Source organism: Photobacterium atrarenae, assembly GCF_024380015.1.
GTDB lineage: Bacteria > Pseudomonadota > Gammaproteobacteria > Enterobacterales > Vibrionaceae > Photobacterium > Photobacterium atrarenae.
Window position 1 is genome coordinate 1,313,130 of sequence record NZ_CP101508.1, and the last position, 15,878, is coordinate 1,329,007.

A 15,878-nucleotide genomic window follows, 5' to 3' on the forward strand; every position below is an offset into this window, starting at 1 on the left:
AGTCGGGAACAGATAAGGCAGTTGCCGCTATCGAACAGATAGCGGCAGGATAGACGTCTGTCAGGTGTTACTCGGCTTTTGCTACAGTTTTCCCAGCCGGGCGGCGTCGACGTTGTGGGTTCGGCTTTGCACCTGATTTTTTCGGCGCATTGTTGCCATTGGCGCCACGGTTGTTGCGGGCAGCGCTTCCGTCACGATTCTGGCGGTCGCTATGGCGTTTGTTTTTATCCGTTGGTTGATGGCCCCGAGCGTTTTCTCCGGAGCGTTGACCGTCGCGATGGTCGGCTTTGGGCTTCTTCGGCTTCTTAGGTTTTTTCGGTTTGATCGGGCGCGTATCCAGCTTTGACGCCGGTACCGGGTTGGATGGTTTGAAACCTTCAAGCTCCAGGCGCGGTAGAACCTGCTGGATCAGGCGCTCAATCCCGAACAGATCGGCAGCTTCAGCGGCACAAACTAATGAAATTGCCCGACCTGCTTCACCAGCACGACCAGTCCGGCCAATGCGGTGGACATAGTCTTCTGCGACATTCGGAAGTTCAAAGTTGACGACCTGAGGCAGCTGTGGGATGTCAATGCCTCGGGCGGCAATATCGGTGGCAACCAGCACGCGAATGTCACCGGATTTAAAATCGGCGAGCGCGCGGGTCCGGGCACCCTGACTTTTATTGCCATGAATTGGGGCCGCAGTGATACCTTGTTCATTCAGAAAATGGGACAGGCGGTTGGCACCGCGTTTGGTCCGGCTGAAGACCAGCGTTTGTTGCCAGTTGCCGTCTTTGATCAGCTTCTCCAGCATCGACGACTTTTTCTTCACGTCTGCCGGGTAAACGCATTGCTCGACGGTTTTCGCGGTCGAGTTTGCCGGCGTTACCGAGATTTCCACCGGATTGTTGACCAACCCTTTGGCGAGCTGGCGAATTTCATCGGAGAAGGTGGCGGAGAACAGCAGATTCTGACGCTTGGCCGGTAACAGGGCCAGAATTTTCCGGATATCGCGAATAAAGCCCATGTCCAGCATGCGGTCCGCTTCGTCCAGCACCAGCACTTCCAGCTGGTCAAACTTGACCGCATTCTGGCTGTACAAGTCCATCAGGCGGCCGGGGGTGGCGACTAGCACATCGGCGCCTTTGCGTAGTCGCATCATTTGCGGGTTGACCTTCACACCGCCGAAGACAACCGCTGAGCTTAAGGGCAGATGGCGACTGTACTGCACCAGGTTATCTTGTATCTGGGCGGCCAGCTCACGGGTTGGGGTCAGTACCAATGCCCGGATCTGGTTCCCCTTCGCCTTAGGTCCATTGCTCAAGCGCTCCAGGATTGGGAGTGTAAACGCGGCAGTTTTGCCGGTGCCGGTTTGCGCGGCAGCCATGACATCTTTGCCTGCAACCACAGCTGGAATTGCCTGAGCCTGAATGGCTGACGGTGTATCGTATCCTTTATCCTGAACGGCTTTGAGGATTGGAGCGGAGAGGCCCAGAGAGGTAAAACCCATAAATTTGATTCTCAGTAGTATATGTAACGCAGTAAGTGAGACCGACATAGGATCTCAGTCTGCACACAGCAAGTGCGGTATTTTGAGGATTTTATGGCCAGACAGCAACCTGTAATCGAAGTTTATTGTGCTGGGAACAGAGTGAATCGGATGCCTGTCTTATTTGTGGCTGACTTTTTGTGGCGAGGCTGGTAGGGAAAGCCACCGCTAATGGCTGCTTCACTTCAGCTTTAGCGGTGGTTAAAAGTTGGCGGGGGCCGGCCGACGGTACCAGGTAGGGTGATGCTCGCTGGGGCCCCTTCGGTGGATAGCTAGAAGCCGAATTTACCGTTGCTGTTTTTCCATTGTTTTTTGGCGGGAATAGGCTCGATTACATCCCAATGCTCAACGATTTTGTGGTTGGCGACTCGGAACAAGTCGTAAAACGAGACATGCTGGCCCGCAAACTTGCCTTCACTCACACTCAAGACAAAGTTACCTTCGCCCAAGATGATGTGGTTTTCGGTATAGGTCATTTCGATACCTTGGTCAGCCATTGCTTTCATTGCTCGGCTTAATCCGGCCAAACCATCGGCAATAGCTGAATTATGTTGCAGGTAATCCGTATCTTCGCCATCAATAAAGCGGCCAAGCTGCGCATAATCCCCTTTAATCAGGATGGCATCGACGAAATCAGCAACCAATCGCTTGTTTGGTTCGGTTTGTGCGAGATCTGTAACTTCGGTCGGGCCATCAAGTTGGGTGCGGCCACTTGGATTTGCGGCAGTTTTCGCCGCCAGGTTATCCCAATGCTCTACAATCCGGCCATTTTCAAACCGGAACACATCAAATCCCACTTTTGGGCCAAAGAAATTGTAATCAGTATGGGTAAAGACATAGTTGCCATCTTGAAAAGCACGTTTGACATCGACTTTGGCACTACCTTCAGGAAGAGCTTGAAGTACCTTTCCGAACCCAGCCAGGCCATCGCCGACGGCCAAGTTATGTTGGATATACTGATTAGGATCGACATAACTGATGGCCTGTTGATCGCCGGATTCAATACTATTGAGAAGCGCGACAGCTTTCTCCTTGTTAGATAGGCCGGTCATTCCATCCTCTGCCGATATCTGGCTGGAGCAAGCCGTGCATACCATCACTGTTGCTGCCAAAACTGCTGAAATACCTGTTTTCATCATTGAACTCCTGCTATTTGGAATCAGGAGATGGTAATGAAAAGTACGATGGCCCACATGGTCAGTACCGGTAGGATAATGGTTAATGCCGAACCATATACTGCTTCTGGAAACGTGATGGTGTCAGCAAGGTGTGCTTTTTAAAATACTTGACGAAATTACTGGCATCTTCAAAGCCGAATTCATAGGCCAGCTGCTGGATGGGGGAGCCATCCAGAACCAAGCGTCTTTTGGCCTCCAAAATGGTGTAGGCATCGATCAGTTGTTTAGCGGTTTGGTTGGTCGCCAGTTTGCAGATCTGGTTTAAGGTTTTATAGGTTGTATGCAATTGCGCAGCATAGCGGGTGGCATCCCGGGTGTGCTGAAATTGTTGTTCGAGAAGTTCGATAAAGCGGGAAAATTTGTCGAGCTGATCTTTGTTTAATGTATCGTGGCAGTTTTCCGGCTTGACTCTGCGCAGAGTCAAGAACAGGGCAGAAAACAGAAACATGGCTATCAGCGGGTCCGGCTCCTGATGGCGAAGCTCTTTGACCATCTCATTCAGAAGGTTTTGACAGCTCCTCAGTACTTCAGGAGCTGGGGTGAAAACAGGTTGGTAAGCGTACGCCAGATGGGTTGGCGTAAACTCCGGCAGCCGCATGTTGGCCAGTGCCTGATCAATAAAAGCCTGAGTAAATAGCATGACTTTCCCTTTCAGTTTGTGGCTGAAGTCAAATGCGTGAACCTGGTTTCTTTGGATGGTGATAAATGACCCGGACTGGTATGGGTATTCGTCAAAATCAATCAGATGGTTTCCTGCTCCCTGCTCAATATAAATCAGCAGATTGAAGCTGACCCTGTGCGGCAAGGCCGGATGATGGCTCAGGGCGTCTTTGCGCTGGTAAAGCTCTTCTAAGTCAATAACCTCGATTTCGCGGTTTGCCGTCTTAGCATGATTGAAGCCAACTTCGGGAATGTTCATTGAGTAGGGGGTTGCTCTAGTGATAGTCCGTTCCCTCAGAGTTTAATGGAAGGTGTCGCAATGCTCTAGCGGCGAAACATTGATGATGACGATAGTCCAATACGATCACACCTAAGACGGGTTCCGGCCTAAGCCCACCACCCAGCGATTAAGTAGCAGATCAGGGACAGCAAAGCCACCGCTACTGTGTAAGGCAACTGAGTCGAAAAATGATTTTCCGGGGTACAGCCTGCCGCCGAAGCGGCCACAATCACCGAATCAGAGATCGGTGAGCTCTGATCTCCGAATACTGCACCGGAAATCATGGCAGCAATTATCAGCGGAACGTTGGTGCCGGTACTGACTGCCAGAGACACAACAATCGGGGTCATAATACTCACGGTGGCACCGGAGCTGCCGGTTGAGAATGAAATGAGGATACAAGCGACAAAAACAGCAGCCGGAACCAGCCATACCGGCAACTCGCCGGAGAAGTAGCTTGCCAGATATTTTCCGGTGCCCAGCTCGCCCGTTACCCTGCTCAGGGAGAAGGCCAGGGTCAGGATGATCGCGGCAGGTAGCATGTTTTGCATGCCCTGGATGCACCATTCCACATACTGGCCGATGGGGACTCGCCGGGTCAGGAAATAGCTCCCGGAGCCGAGCAGCGAGATAAACCCACTGAAGTAGATTGCTGAGCTGATATCTCCGGCCAACAGATCGCCCTCGCCGGTGATATAGGTCATGATGCAGAGAAAGGACAATAACAATCCAACCGGTACCAGCACAGCAGCGGCACTGGCTTGTGTTTTGTCGGAAGAAATCGGTTGGCGTGTGGTGTGCTGCTCGCAGGCTAAGTTGGGGTGATGATTTAGCGTCTGGTTTTGAGCTCGCTTCCTGTGTGGTTGAATCGTCGCGAGATGGAACAGGGCAGATAAGGGCACCAGGGCCAGGATAGCTAGGGTGTAGAACTGGTAAGGCAAAGCACTTAAAACATAGCCCATGGGCTGCCCACTGAGGGTGCCGTGTTCGACCTCCGAGGCCAGTAAGCCGGACAGAAATACCCCGGCGCCGCTAAACGGCATCAGCCAGGCCAGCGGCGAGCCGGTGCAATTGGCAACAAAAGCCAGCTTTTCGGTTGAAAGCTCAAAACGGTGGAAGAGGGGCCGACCAACCACGCCCACCAGCATCATAGAGCCGATGCCTTCAAGGCACATCAGAAAGCCCACCCCAAAAGTGACCAGTTGCGCACTGGTTTTTGAGGCGACAATATTGCGCTGGTGGGTTAGCTTATAAATGAGGGCTTCTATCCCGCCTGATTGTTTCATGACATTGATGATGGCACCGATCAGCAGGATAAAGATCAGGCTTTTCACCGAGCCTGGCGACTGGAAAGTTTCAGCAATGAGGTTAAAACTCTCTGTCACACCAGCGAATGTATTTTCCGAGAGCAAGACTGAACCGGCCATGATCCCGGCAAAAATAGCCACGTAGACCTGCCGGGTGAGCACGGCGAGCAGAATTGATAAACATGAGGGCAGTAAAGTGAGCCAAGAATCCATAACATGACCTGTACTGAATGGGGCAAAGGCGTAAAAAGAAAGAGACAGCCCGAAGCTATCTCTTGCACATTCATTCGGGGAGGGAGGAATTATTCCTCAAAAACGAATTTGGCGTCGCTTAGCGCTTGTTCCGGGCGCTTGCACTCGTACTCAGGATAGAGCTCGGTTGTACGCAAGGTTTGCTCATTGAATGCTGCCAGTTTACCCAGAACATAAATTACGTAATTGATCCCCCAGCGCTCCTTATCGGTTTCTGCCCCTTTCTTGGCTGTGATCCCATCACCGGCCTGCTGTTCCATTGCAGTAATGTAGTCTGAAGAAAAATGCTCGTATTCAAACGGATAATCCGGCCAGTATTGCTGCAGCAGGGCCAGCATGTCATTTTGGGAAAGGGCATTATGATCCAACTGGACACACTGATTCAGAGTCCGCTCATCGGTGACGGCCAGCGCAGCCAGGTAGCCGATATCTTCAATATCATGAGTATAAATAGGTAGCGCTAAGTCACCAAAAGTGGTGATTTTGTGGAAAAATCGTAGGTTCGGCAGGAAATAGTCAAAGATCCCACCATTATAGAACAGGGTCCAGCCAATTCCTGAGCGAAAGAGTAAGTCATGGAAACGCTTTTTGTTGTCAAACACTTCCCCGGCTCCCATTACCAGCGCCTGGGTATGAACGCCAAACTCGGTTGGAACAAATCGTTTGACCCCGGCTTTTATTGCCGCTTCAAGCCAAACAGGCTCTGATTGCTTAATCACAGGTTTTGCGCCGGGAACACTGGCAACCAGAATATCCACCCCGCTTAAAAGTTTGGCCAAGGCTTCCACATCATGTAAATCTGTACAGACGCAGATTTTCGCCCCTTGTTTTTCAAACGCTGTCAGCTTTTCATTGAATTGCGTCTGACGGGTAATCACGATGACCTCATGCCCCAGTGAGAGTAGGCCATGGGTTAATGGGGTACCCACTTGCCCTGTGGCGCCGATAACTGCAACGTGTTTCTTTTCCATATCAAGCTCCTTCGGGTTCATCAGATGACATGTGGTTTCAGGCAAGAGCGGATCAGTTTGCTTCAACAGGATCTTCGTCTCCCAGCATCAATCCTAATGGTCTCTTATCAGCGTTTCATGGTCATAGCCTGCCGCATAATGGTCAATCTCGAACGTTATAGTGGGGGGCGTTTTACATCCGCGATCAGTTCTGCCTGGCAAGTGAAAATCCCAGTCATGAAAAACTGAAACTCCAAGCAAGGTACACGGGATTCTTTATGGAGATCTGAGTGGCTGGTTCTGCTCGGAAAAACAAGTATCACCTTTAGGGGAATTTGGTCGTAAGAAATATCAGTCCGGATCTGTATGCGAATCAACTTATGGTAAAACACGCACTGGCTGCTGCTCGGTAAAGCGGATGTATGACTCTTGCCCGAACTGCCTGCCAGATGTGCTGCGCGGCGTAATTTTTAACCACCTGAATCAAAAAGATAAAATTTCTTATTGACGGATTTTTTCAATCCAGTAAAGTACATCTCGTTCTCACGGCAAAGCTCGTCAGAACTGATGGTGTTTCCATCGCAAAGATTTGCGTTGCCCTGGTGGTGGAATTGGTAGACACAAGGGATTTAAAATCCCTCGACGTTCGCGTTGTGCCGGTTCAAGTCCGGCCCGGGGCACCATCGAGAAAGATTGCGACATTAGCTCAGTTGGTAGAGCGCGACCTTCCCAAGGTTGAGGTCACGAGTTCGAACCTCGTATGTCGCTCCATTTGGCGCGTTGGCAGAGTGGCTATGCAGCGGATTGCAAATCCGTGGACCTCGGTTCGACTCCGGGACGCGCCTCCATACTTTCTTGAAAATAAAATGCGACACTAGCTCAGTTGGTAGAGCGCAACCTTGCCAAGGTTGAGGTCACGAGTTCGAACCTCGTGTGTCGCTCCAAATTCAAAAAGGCCCCGGTAGCAATACCGGGGCTTTTTGCATTCTGGTACCCTGGTTCTCCACCTCCTAATTTGGTGCCGCTAGGTATAATGCTCCGCTCACACTGCAATATCGTTCAATAATGGTTGTTGAACCTGGGTTATCTTCTCTGAATCAAGAGGAGATCGAATCATGAACAATGTCTTTTTCGCGATGGTGGCATTTGCCTTTGTCGGCGCGGTGACGCCGGGGCCCGTCAACTTGTTAGCAACCAGTACGGCGCTGAATCACGGCAGGCGGGCGGCAGCAAGCCATGTGGTGGGCGCGTCCCTGGCGTATGCTGTTATCGTTTACTGCTCGGGGAGTATGATGCAGACGCTACTTCGTCAACTCCCGGGGCTTGAGACCACGATGCAAATCAGCGGCAGTGTGTTTCTGCTGTATTTGGCATATAAGATATATGCTGCACCGGTTGCTTCCATTCGGCTATCACATTTGACTAAGTCGGGTTTGTGGATCGGCTCTTTAACTCAACTGCTCAATCCGAAAGCGTGGATCGTCGCAATGTCCGGCGTCAGCCTGTATGTTGCAGGTCAGGAGAATGAGCATTGGTCACTGATGGTGTTTACAAGCGTTTCATTGATTGTTTGTCTGATGAGTATCGGTTTGTGGGCGGCTTTGGGCCGGGGGTTGGCAAAATACCTTGAAAATTCGACGCAACAGCGTCAGTTTAATCAAGTGATGGCGGGGCTGCTCGGTGCGTCAGTGATCATGATTTGGTTATAAGGATAGGAGTGGGGATAACAATGAAGAAGGATGCCAGCGCCAGATTCAAGCAAAGTACTTTGTTGCCCTGGATTGAGCTGAGGATTGCCGATCAAAGTTCAGCTTGCTATGAAGCCCATTCTCACGATGAGTTTTCATTTGGCATCATTGATCATGGGCAAGCTGATTATCGCAATCGCCAGCGCATTCATCGGATTGGACGGGGCGATCTTGTCACCATCAACCCGGCTGATGTACATGCTTGTAATCCGGAAGCCGGCACCTGGTCCTATCGAATGTTGTTTGTCGATGCTCTGACCATGGGAGATGCGCAGCAGGAGGTGTTGCAAAGCCGGGCGCATGATTACATGCCGTTTGCCAATGATTTGGAGCACAGCGCTGAACTCCGAGGTAAATTTCTCGCTTTATTTCACGCATTACATACGGAATCAAGCCTGCTACAGGCTGAGGCCGGTTTTTATGAGTTTCTGGAAGCGAGCTTAGGTCAAAGTCCGGCTGAGACCTGTGCTAGAGCAAAGCCGCAGCCCGGGTTGAACCGGGTTCGGGAAAAATTGTTTGATGATCTCGAGACCCCACATCAACTTGAGGCGCTGGCAGCAGAAGCGCAGATGAGCCGTTATCAGTTGTTAAGAGCGTTTAAACACCAGTTCGGGTTACCGCCACACGCTTATCTGATGGATGAAAAAATCAAGCGTGCCAAAATCATGCTCAAATCCGGGCAGGAAATCTCGGAGGTTGCTCTGAAACTGGGATTTGCCGATCAAGCGCACTTCCAGCGGCAATTTAAAAGAAAGCTGGCTGTGACCCCTAAATTCTACCAATCACATTTTGTCTGACTGCGAGGTTGAGATCACGCTGGATCTGATCTGTCCGCTTGGGAACGTGCCATTTAGATGGCGAAGAGGTCAGAGCGCAATTATCAATGGCGTATCATTAGGCTAAACACCTGTTTCAGATGCAACACCATGGTATCTGGCTTCGCTGACACTGGGTCAGATACTTTTTTGGTTTCTTCTCCTATGGCTCTCTTGCTGGCTCCTTCTTTGCTGAGTGTTGTGCGCTGTTAAGCAGCGGACAGAGGCACACGGCTCAAATCATGACTTTATACACATGCTGACCCTGCAGCTCGTGCGATAGCTTAGTGTCATCAATCAGAAGGCCTGGCATTGGATTGTCATTCGGCCTTTGTCGTGAATATCAATCAAGGTAGGGAATCGCGGACATGTTCATGAATAAGCAAGGGGCTCTAATACTGATCATATCTGTATTGGCTGTGCCTGCAATGGCACAGCAGCAAGGGAAATTCGGGTTGTACGGTGAAGTGAATTTATTCGCAGGCGGGGCCAGTGAGAAATCGTCTTTTAATACCGAGGGGGAAGCGGTGATCACCGATTACAATGCCCCGGGGCAACGTGAAGAGTCGACCGTGTTCTTTCCGGTCTGGGATTTGAACTTCAGGATCCCCCGTACCAACAGTGAACTGTACTTTAAATCTGACTTGGTCGGGATGGCGAGCGATTTTTACATGCAGGCCGGATATCGCCATTACCTGGTCGATGGATCCAGTGTCGCCATTGGGGTGGTCCCCGGCGTGCTTGAGAAAGAGACTTGGCAAGATCCATTTGCCTTGAATACTGAACGCCAGGAGACCAAGCAAACGGTCAGAGGATTGGTCTTTAACTTTGACAATATCCTCGGCTCAACAATGGGGTTAGAGCTCGCTGCAGGGGAACGGACCGTCGAAGAAGAGCTGAGTGGAGAAAGCGTGGTTGAAAATATCAGCCTGCTGAACCGGGAGGGGAGTTTGTATTATGCGGCGGTTGGGCAGGGGATTCCGCCGATTGCCGGGGTGGGACTGGATTGGAAAGTTCACTATCTGATTGCAGATGCCGATGGTGCGGCGATGCGGGGAGAGCAGCTTGGTTTGATGGCCGAGTTTAGCTGGCAGGTGAACCGGCACATTTTTGTACTCGGCGGGAACTACGCGACGCATAGTTTTGATGAGCCGCACCCTGTGTTCAACGAGATCAGGGAAGATACCAGCACCGGGGTCTCTGTGCGTTATGTTTATGCTGCCCCGTATAACTGGCACAACGTTACGCTGTTTGCCAGCGGCGGTTGGGATAGCCGGGCGTCCAATATTGATTTTTATGACAAAGAGCAGATCCTGACCACACTCGGGATGCAGTATCAGTTCTAAGTGAAGTGGCCCAGGTGCTTCGCAATGCTTCAGTTGGCTGTTCAGAATTTTAGAACAAGTCGCGCAAATCATTGCGCTATCATCTGAGCCGGGTGCCCACTATAGTTATTTCATCAAATCGAAAACAACTTGCTTATTTAAATCTCGTTCAACTTCCATTTACCTTTCTATGGTTAGTATAGGTGTTGAGAAGTAAATAGAAGTGAACATGAAAGTTGTGGTTGAATCATGCTGTTCCGTCAATCACGATTGAAATGATAATTAAATGGAGATATCCAAATGAAAAAAGTCAGCATTGCACTCGCTTCACTAATGATGGGATTCTCAGCCATGTCTTACGCTGATATCCAAATTACTGATACACAAAATGGTGCCTGGGTAACAGTCACTGATGGTGGCCAGCCGTCTGTCAATGCAGTGGTTTCTGTTGTGAATCAACCACAGGCATCAAATAGTTTCCGTACCGACGATTCAGGTCGAGTGTTTATTCCTTTGTCGCTCAATCACTCCCGCTCAGTGAAATATAAAGCAGTGACTGAATCGGGAAATGAATATAGTCGCTTTGCTTTCCATAGCGCACATAATGATTAATTTGAATTGATTTTTCATGAATGCCTTTTCAAGGATGAAAAGGCTCGATTCAGATATATTGGCACCAATTTTCATTCTATCCATTTGACCTCTAACTTGACTAATTCTGATTCCAGTGATGAAAATTAGGCGCTCATCTGTGCTATTTTCATTGAGTACATCAGACACCGTACCGTTTGTTTCATTTTTGCGTAAATGAGATATCGTTTGGTGTTCATGACTGGCTTGATAAGACGCTCATCTTCATTTTCTCAATCGACTTCTACGCGTGACAATTTTCCTTACTTATCAACACTTATACTCACGACGATGCATTATTTTTCTTGGATTTTTATAATTTCGTTTGGCTATAAGACCTCCGTTCGTATCACATTCGGAAATATGATCAAATCCTCATGAAGGATATGAGCTGCCTGCCTATACTTTTAACTGAGTTTGTTCACTAGGTAGAGAAGGAATCAATGTTCGCTAAACATCGTTCATATACCCTGGCGGGTAAAGTACATAATCATGCACATCTGGCCATCAAACCAACGGGTGAATTATCCGTAGAAATATTGGAGGAACATAAACAGTTGGAAGGTGACTTCGAAGACTTGAGCTTTTCAACACACGGTAAGATAACCGGGGTGGATTGTGTCGAACATGATCATCCATCGCATAAGCTATGGCATATTGATCTTTCACGTCAGGATGCACGTGAGCTTAACCGCTTGATTGATGACGCGAAAGAGGAATATGAAATCATGATGCGTGACTTGTGTTAATCAATAATCAGTTGCCATAAGCAACGAACAGCCTTCCTTACAAACTCTTCTTCTTTTTGAAATTATTTAACATTTTGGCCTCCCTGCGCTACCAGGGATTGGCCTTATAGTATTCAACCAAATGATCAATCAGGGCCCTGACCCCCGGCGCAAGGTGCTTACGCGACGGATACAGGGCATAGACACTCATGACCTTGGGCTGCCATGTCGGCAGAACCTGTACCAGTTGTTCGCTTTTCAGATAAGAATTGGCCAAATAGGTCGGTTGCATCGCAATGCCATGTCCAGCCAGGGCCGCACTCAATAGCACCGTCGCTTCGTTTGCAGTCAGCCGGCAGTGGATGTCGGTCGAGACATGCTGGTCTCCCTGGCTCAGGTGCCAGACATGGTGCTCAAAATTTTTGTATCCCAGACATTGGTGGTCAAGCAAATCACTCGGCTGCCGGATCGGGGCGTGTTGCTGCAGGTATGCCGGAGAGGCCACCAGAATTGATTTGCAGCGGGCAATGGGACGGCCTACCAGGGTGGGATCCGGATTGGCGGCAATGCGGATCGCGAGATCAACCTGCTCTTCGACCAGGTTGACGGTACGATCGGCCACATCAATATCAACCTCGATGCTTGGGTGGCGGGCCATGAAATCGTGAATGGCCGGCATCAGTTGGGCATGGCCAAAGGACATACTGGTTGTAAGGCGTAACTTCCCACTGAGTTGGTTATCGGGTTGATGCAAAAATTGCATGTCTTCTGCCATTTCGACCCAGGCTTGCGCTTGCGTCAGACAACGAAGGCCAGCATCAGTCAGGGTGACCTTCCTTGTGGTCCGTTGCAACAGCCGGGCTTGCAACCAGTTTTCCATCGCCTCGATATAGCGCGTTACCATTGAGCGTGACATCTCCAGTCGCGCTGCGGTAGCAGTAAAGCTACCTGAGCGTGCGACATCAATAAACACCCTGGCCGCAGTGAGCTTATCCATTTATATGTCCGATTTAAGAAATAATGTTGCTCATTATTGGCTATATATATGAGCAAATCAACGCGGTAATCTTGGCTCCAACTTAAACAGAGAGATTGGAGAGAACGATGCGAACACTGACCAAAATTGCGGCTACTTTGCTGGTTGCCGGTACTACTTCTACTTTTGCACACGCGACGCCGCTGCAGCTGGATGTGTATAACGCCGGTCCGGGCAGCTTTCATGTCAATGCCAGTGTGGTGTACGGGGAGACCGAGGCTATGGTGGTGGACACCGGCTTTACCAAGGCCGATGCTCTGCGAATTGCGGCCAAGGTACTTGATTCCGGCAAAACATTAAAAACGATTTTCATCAGCCAGGCGGATCCGGACTATTACTTTGGCGCTGAAGTGCTGGCCGAGCTGTTTCCGGAGGCCAAAGTGATCACCACCCCGGCTGTGCGTGAGAAAATCGCTGAGAAGATGGCGGGTAAGCTGGCATTCTGGGGGCCGAAAATGGGAGGCAATGCGCCGGTGGCACCGGTACTGCCGACGGCATTTCAGGGCCACACCTTGAAGATCGATGATCAGCAGGTTGAGATCCGCGGCACAGACGGCGTCATGGCGCATCGACCATATTTGTGGATCCCGTCAACCAAAACGTTACTGGGTAACGTTGCAGTTTATGGCGACCTGCATTTGTGGATGGCAGATGCCCAGCAAGATCAGGAGCGCCAGGCTTGGGCGCAGCAGCTCGAGGCCATGAAAGCGCTGAAACCGGAGACAGTGGTGCCGGGGCACATGAAAGCGGGCACTGAGCTCAATGGCGCAACGATTAATTATTCTCAGGGTTATCTGGCAGCGTTTGATGTGGCCAAACGGCAGAGTGACAATAGCAAGGCGCTGATTGAAGCGATGACGGCGCAATATCCGCAAGCTGAGTTGCCGATGGCACTGGAGATTGGTGCGAAAGTTCACATGGGAGAGATGAAGTGGTAACCGTTCATTATTTTTTCGACCCGATGTGTGGCTGGTGCTATGGCGCGTCATCGCTGATGGCGCAGTTAAGCCAGCGGGATGGCGTGTCACTCGTGCTGCATCCCGGTGGGATGGTCGCCAATCGCGCCATAGACGATTCGTTCCGCCAGCACATTTTGCAACATGATCAGCAAATTTCCCGGCAGACCGGCGCTGTGTTTGGTGATGCCTATGTGGCGCGAATCCAGAGCGCAGTTCCTGTGGTGCTGGACTCTTACCTCACGGCGCAGGCGATCCTGGCCGCTGAAGCGGTGGGGGGCGATCCGTTTGAGATGCTACACGCGATCCAGCTGGGCCATTATCACCAGGGTCTGGCGGTGAATCAGCTGGATACGTTAGCGGCGCTGGCCGGCTCAATTGGGTTAGATGAAGCGGCATGGCGTGCAGCGATGGCAACGAATGAAGCACAGCTTCATGAGACGATTACGCAGACCCGAGCCTTGATGTCACAACACCAGGTATCCGGTTATCCGACCGTGATGATTGAAACGGCAGCGGGGTGGCAAAAGGTGCCGACCAGCTCGTTCTATGGTGATTTTCCGCGGTGGGAGTCTTTCTGGGAGCAAGTCCTTGGTGAAGCAGAAGCCGACGTTTCCCGGTGAGGTCTCGAAGAAAAGAAAATGGCCGGCGGATACCGGCCATTGGGTAGTTAGGCGGTGCAGGTTTGGTATAAAGCGCGCTCTGTACGTAAGCCTTTAATCAGGCTGTAACACATCAGCAGCAGGACCAGTGTGAACGGTAGCGCAGTCGTTACCACTCCGGCCTGAAGTGCCTGCAGGGCTTCCGTGCCGCCAATCCACAGCATCATGGCAGCAATTGCACCTTCAATTGTGGCCCAGAAAATCCGTTGCGGCACCGGGGCATCGACTTTACCACCAGCGGTAATACTATCGATCACCAGAGAGCCGGAATCTGATGACGTAATAAAGAAGATGATGATCAGTCCCAGTGAAATCACGGAGATCACAGTGCCAAATGGTAACGCGTCATACACGTGGAACAGGGTCAGCGAAATATCAGTCAAGCCGTTAGCGCCCAGCTCACCCACTTGATTGATCACCTGATCAATCGCAATGCCACCAAAGACAGACATCCAGATTGTCGTCATCAACGTCGGTACAAATACAACAGCAAACAGGAATTCACGAACCGTACGGCCTTTCGAGACACGTGCGATGAACATGCCGACAAATGGTGACCATGAAATCCACCAGGCCCAGTAGAACACAGTCCAACCATGCATCCAGGTTTCATCTTCACGGCCGTGTGGATTGCTCAGTGGTACCAGGTTGTCCAGGTATCCCATGGTGGTGGTCGGCAGCGAATCCTGTACGACCCCGAAACCGACGCAGGTGACGAAAATAAATACCGCCAGGGCAAACAGCATGTTGATGTTACTCAGCACTTTTACCCCGCCTTCCAGCCCACGAACCACAGAGATCACGGCCAGTGCGGTGACAAAGACAATCACACCCAACTGCATGCCTAGTCCACCGTCGGTCCCGAACACATGGTTGATCCCACTGGTCACCTGCTGCGCACCCAGGCCCAGAGAGGTCGCCAGGCCAAACAACGTCGCCAGGACCGACATAATGTCGATAAAGTGGCCCATCCAGCCCCAGGCACGGTCACCGAACACCGGGTAGAAAATCGAGCGCATTGACAGTGGCAGCCCTTTGTTAAAGGCGAAGAAAGCCAGTGACAGCGCAACCAGGGCGTACATTGCCCAGCCGTGAACACCCCAGTGGAACATGGTGGCACCTAAAGCCAGCTCACGTGCTTCCGCGGAGTAGGGCTCGACGCCAAGCGGGGTTTCATACCAGCCGGTGAAGTAGGCGGTTGGCTCGGCCACCCCCCAGAACAGCAAGCCGATCCCCATTCCAGCGGCGAATAGCATGGAAATCCATGACAGGGTGGTATGATCTGGCTTGGCATCCACACCCCCGATGCGGATTTTGCCCAGTGGGGAGGCCATCAGGCCGATACAAAAAATCAGGAACAGGTTGGCCGACCACATAAAGAGCTGGTCAAAATTGCTGATGATCTGGCCTTTCACCCCGTCCAGGGCGCTTTTTGCCGTGGCCGGATCAACCACAGCTAAGCTGAGTAAGCAGAGAAGAATCAAACCTGCGCTTATCCCGAACACAGGGTTGTGGACATCAAATCCCCATTTCTGAATGTTGTCCTGGCCGACCTGGTAGTCAGTTGTTTCAATGCTGTATTGATTCAATACGCTATCCATAAAGTCTCTCAAATGTTTTGTCCTCTAAGGGTTTGACTGGGAATTCAATCATGCATGGAGGCTATAAGCCGATAAAACCCTTAGAATTCAAATTAAAAATCGTAGAAATATTACCATTAAGAATAGTTTTTCACAACTTATGCTAATTTTTTGGTCGTTGCCTACCATTAAGTTACTGATTTATAAGAGGTGAATTATATAATTTGATTTGTGTACGAA

14 protein-coding genes and 4 tRNA genes are annotated in these 15,878 nt (G+C 50.7%); 11 read left to right on the forward strand and 7 right to left on the reverse strand.

Annotated features, from left to right (window positions below; all coding sequences use genetic code 11):
- Positions 1–67 precede the first annotated feature (67 nt).
- The 5 genes from NNL38_RS06205 to NNL38_RS06225 form a co-directional block, all read right to left on the reverse strand.
- Complete coding sequence (locus tag NNL38_RS06205; RefSeq protein WP_255390149.1) at positions 68–1,492, reverse strand: DEAD/DEAH box helicase; 1,425 nt, start codon at positions 1,490–1,492, stop codon at positions 68–70.
- 311 nt (positions 1,493–1,803) lie between these two features.
- The gene (locus tag NNL38_RS06210) at positions 1,804–2,667 is read right to left on the reverse strand and encodes a nuclear transport factor 2 family protein (RefSeq protein ID WP_255390575.1); all 864 of its coding nucleotides are present in this window, start codon (positions 2,665–2,667) and stop codon (positions 1,804–1,806) included.
- A gap of 82 nt (positions 2,668–2,749) precedes the next feature.
- Positions 2,750–3,628, reverse strand: coding sequence for an AraC family transcriptional regulator (locus tag NNL38_RS06215; protein ID WP_255390150.1), 879 nt, complete (start codon positions 3,626–3,628; stop codon positions 2,750–2,752).
- Between the two features lie 128 nt (positions 3,629–3,756).
- A complete protein-coding gene (locus NNL38_RS06220) occupies positions 3,757–5,169 on the reverse strand; it encodes a Na+/H+ antiporter NhaC family protein (protein ID WP_255390151.1) in 1,413 nt (470 codons plus the stop codon).
- An 89-nt stretch (positions 5,170–5,258) separates the two neighbouring features.
- Complete coding sequence (locus NNL38_RS06225) at positions 5,259–6,179, reverse strand: NmrA family NAD(P)-binding protein (protein WP_369414593.1); 921 nt, start codon at positions 6,177–6,179, stop codon at positions 5,259–5,261.
- A 575-nt stretch (positions 6,180–6,754) separates the two neighbouring features.
- On the opposite strand from NNL38_RS06225, the gene NNL38_RS06230 reads away from it, so the two are divergent.
- The 9 genes from NNL38_RS06230 to NNL38_RS06270 all read left to right on the forward strand — a co-directional run bounded on the left by NNL38_RS06230 (position 6,755) and on the right by NNL38_RS06270 (position 11,425).
- Positions 6,755–6,841: transfer RNA gene (locus tag NNL38_RS06230), tRNA-Leu, on the forward strand.
- Between the two features lie 12 nt (positions 6,842–6,853).
- A tRNA-Gly gene (locus NNL38_RS06235) sits at positions 6,854–6,929 on the forward strand.
- Between the two features lie 3 nt (positions 6,930–6,932).
- A tRNA-Cys gene (locus NNL38_RS06240) sits at positions 6,933–7,006 on the forward strand.
- Positions 7,007–7,026: 20 nt separating this feature from the next.
- A tRNA-Gly gene (locus tag NNL38_RS06245) sits at positions 7,027–7,102 on the forward strand.
- A gap of 171 nt (positions 7,103–7,273) precedes the next feature.
- Positions 7,274–7,867: a LysE family translocator gene (locus tag NNL38_RS06250; RefSeq protein WP_255390152.1), complete on the forward strand. Its 594-nt coding sequence runs from the start codon at positions 7,274–7,276 to the stop codon at positions 7,865–7,867.
- 20 nt (positions 7,868–7,887) lie between these two features.
- The gene (locus NNL38_RS06255) at positions 7,888–8,703 is read left to right on the forward strand and encodes a helix-turn-helix transcriptional regulator (RefSeq protein WP_255390153.1); all 816 of its coding nucleotides are present in this window, start codon (positions 7,888–7,890) and stop codon (positions 8,701–8,703) included.
- A 392-nt stretch (positions 8,704–9,095) separates the two neighbouring features.
- Positions 9,096–10,067, forward strand: coding sequence for a DUF2860 family protein (locus NNL38_RS06260; RefSeq protein WP_255390154.1), 972 nt, complete (start codon positions 9,096–9,098; stop codon positions 10,065–10,067).
- A gap of 279 nt (positions 10,068–10,346) precedes the next feature.
- Complete coding sequence (locus NNL38_RS06265) at positions 10,347–10,658, forward strand: hypothetical protein (protein WP_255390155.1); 312 nt, start codon at positions 10,347–10,349, stop codon at positions 10,656–10,658.
- A gap of 461 nt (positions 10,659–11,119) precedes the next feature.
- Positions 11,120–11,425: a hypothetical protein gene (locus tag NNL38_RS06270; RefSeq protein ID WP_255390156.1), complete on the forward strand. Its 306-nt coding sequence runs from the start codon at positions 11,120–11,122 to the stop codon at positions 11,423–11,425.
- Positions 11,426–11,513: 88 nt separating this feature from the next.
- On the opposite strand, the gene NNL38_RS06275 is transcribed toward NNL38_RS06270, so the two are convergent.
- Positions 11,514–12,401, reverse strand: a complete 888-nt coding sequence (locus NNL38_RS06275) for a LysR family transcriptional regulator (RefSeq protein ID WP_255390157.1) — start codon at positions 12,399–12,401, stop codon at positions 11,514–11,516.
- Between the two features lie 107 nt (positions 12,402–12,508).
- Between NNL38_RS06275 and NNL38_RS06280 the strand changes: the two genes are divergently transcribed.
- Together NNL38_RS06280 and NNL38_RS06285 are read left to right on the forward strand one after the other, a co-directional pair.
- Positions 12,509–13,378: an MBL fold metallo-hydrolase gene (locus NNL38_RS06280; RefSeq protein WP_255390158.1), complete on the forward strand. Its 870-nt coding sequence runs from the start codon at positions 12,509–12,511 to the stop codon at positions 13,376–13,378.
- Positions 13,372–14,019 (forward strand): DsbA family protein, encoded by a 648-nt coding sequence (locus tag NNL38_RS06285; protein ID WP_255390159.1) that lies wholly within the window; start codon positions 13,372–13,374, stop codon positions 14,017–14,019. The genes NNL38_RS06280 and NNL38_RS06285 overlap by 7 nt, the downstream gene beginning before the upstream one ends.
- A gap of 47 nt (positions 14,020–14,066) precedes the next feature.
- On the opposite strand, the gene NNL38_RS06290 is transcribed toward NNL38_RS06285, so the two are convergent.
- Positions 14,067–15,659, reverse strand: coding sequence for a BCCT family transporter (locus NNL38_RS06290; RefSeq protein WP_255390160.1), 1,593 nt, complete (start codon positions 15,657–15,659; stop codon positions 14,067–14,069).
- Positions 15,660–15,878: the final 219 nt, after the last annotated feature.

Bases quoted from the DNA above. Each gene is read 5' to 3' on its own strand.
- NNL38_RS06255 (WP_255390153.1), top strand. From the start codon at position 7,888: ATGAAGAAGGATGCCAGCGCCAGATTCAAGCAAAGTACTTTGTTGCCC.
- NNL38_RS06220 (WP_255390151.1), bottom strand. From the start codon at position 5,169: ATGGATTCTTGGCTCACTTTACTGCCCTCATGTTTATCAATTCTGCTC.
- NNL38_RS06210 (WP_255390575.1), bottom strand. From the start codon at position 2,667: ATGAAAACAGGTATTTCAGCAGTTTTGGCAGCAACAGTGATGGTATGC.
- NNL38_RS06280 (WP_255390158.1), top strand. From the start codon at position 12,509: ATGCGAACACTGACCAAAATTGCGGCTACTTTGCTGGTTGCCGGTACT.
- NNL38_RS06205 (WP_255390149.1), bottom strand. From the start codon at position 1,492: ATGGGTTTTACCTCTCTGGGCCTCTCCGCTCCAATCCTCAAAGCCGTT.
- NNL38_RS06225 (WP_369414593.1), bottom strand. From the start codon at position 6,179: ATGGAAAAGAAACACGTTGCAGTTATCGGCGCCACAGGGCAAGTGGGT.
- NNL38_RS06215 (WP_255390150.1), bottom strand. From the start codon at position 3,628: ATGAACATTCCCGAAGTTGGCTTCAATCATGCTAAGACGGCAAACCGC.
- NNL38_RS06290 (WP_255390160.1), bottom strand. From the start codon at position 15,659: ATGGATAGCGTATTGAATCAATACAGCATTGAAACAACTGACTACCAG.
- NNL38_RS06270 (WP_255390156.1), top strand. From the start codon at position 11,120: ATGTTCGCTAAACATCGTTCATATACCCTGGCGGGTAAAGTACATAAT.
- NNL38_RS06260 (WP_255390154.1), top strand. From the start codon at position 9,096: ATGAATAAGCAAGGGGCTCTAATACTGATCATATCTGTATTGGCTGTG.
- NNL38_RS06250 (WP_255390152.1), top strand. From the start codon at position 7,274: ATGAACAATGTCTTTTTCGCGATGGTGGCATTTGCCTTTGTCGGCGCG.
- NNL38_RS06265 (WP_255390155.1), top strand. From the start codon at position 10,347: ATGAAAAAAGTCAGCATTGCACTCGCTTCACTAATGATGGGATTCTCA.
- NNL38_RS06275 (WP_255390157.1), bottom strand. From the start codon at position 12,401: ATGGATAAGCTCACTGCGGCCAGGGTGTTTATTGATGTCGCACGCTCA.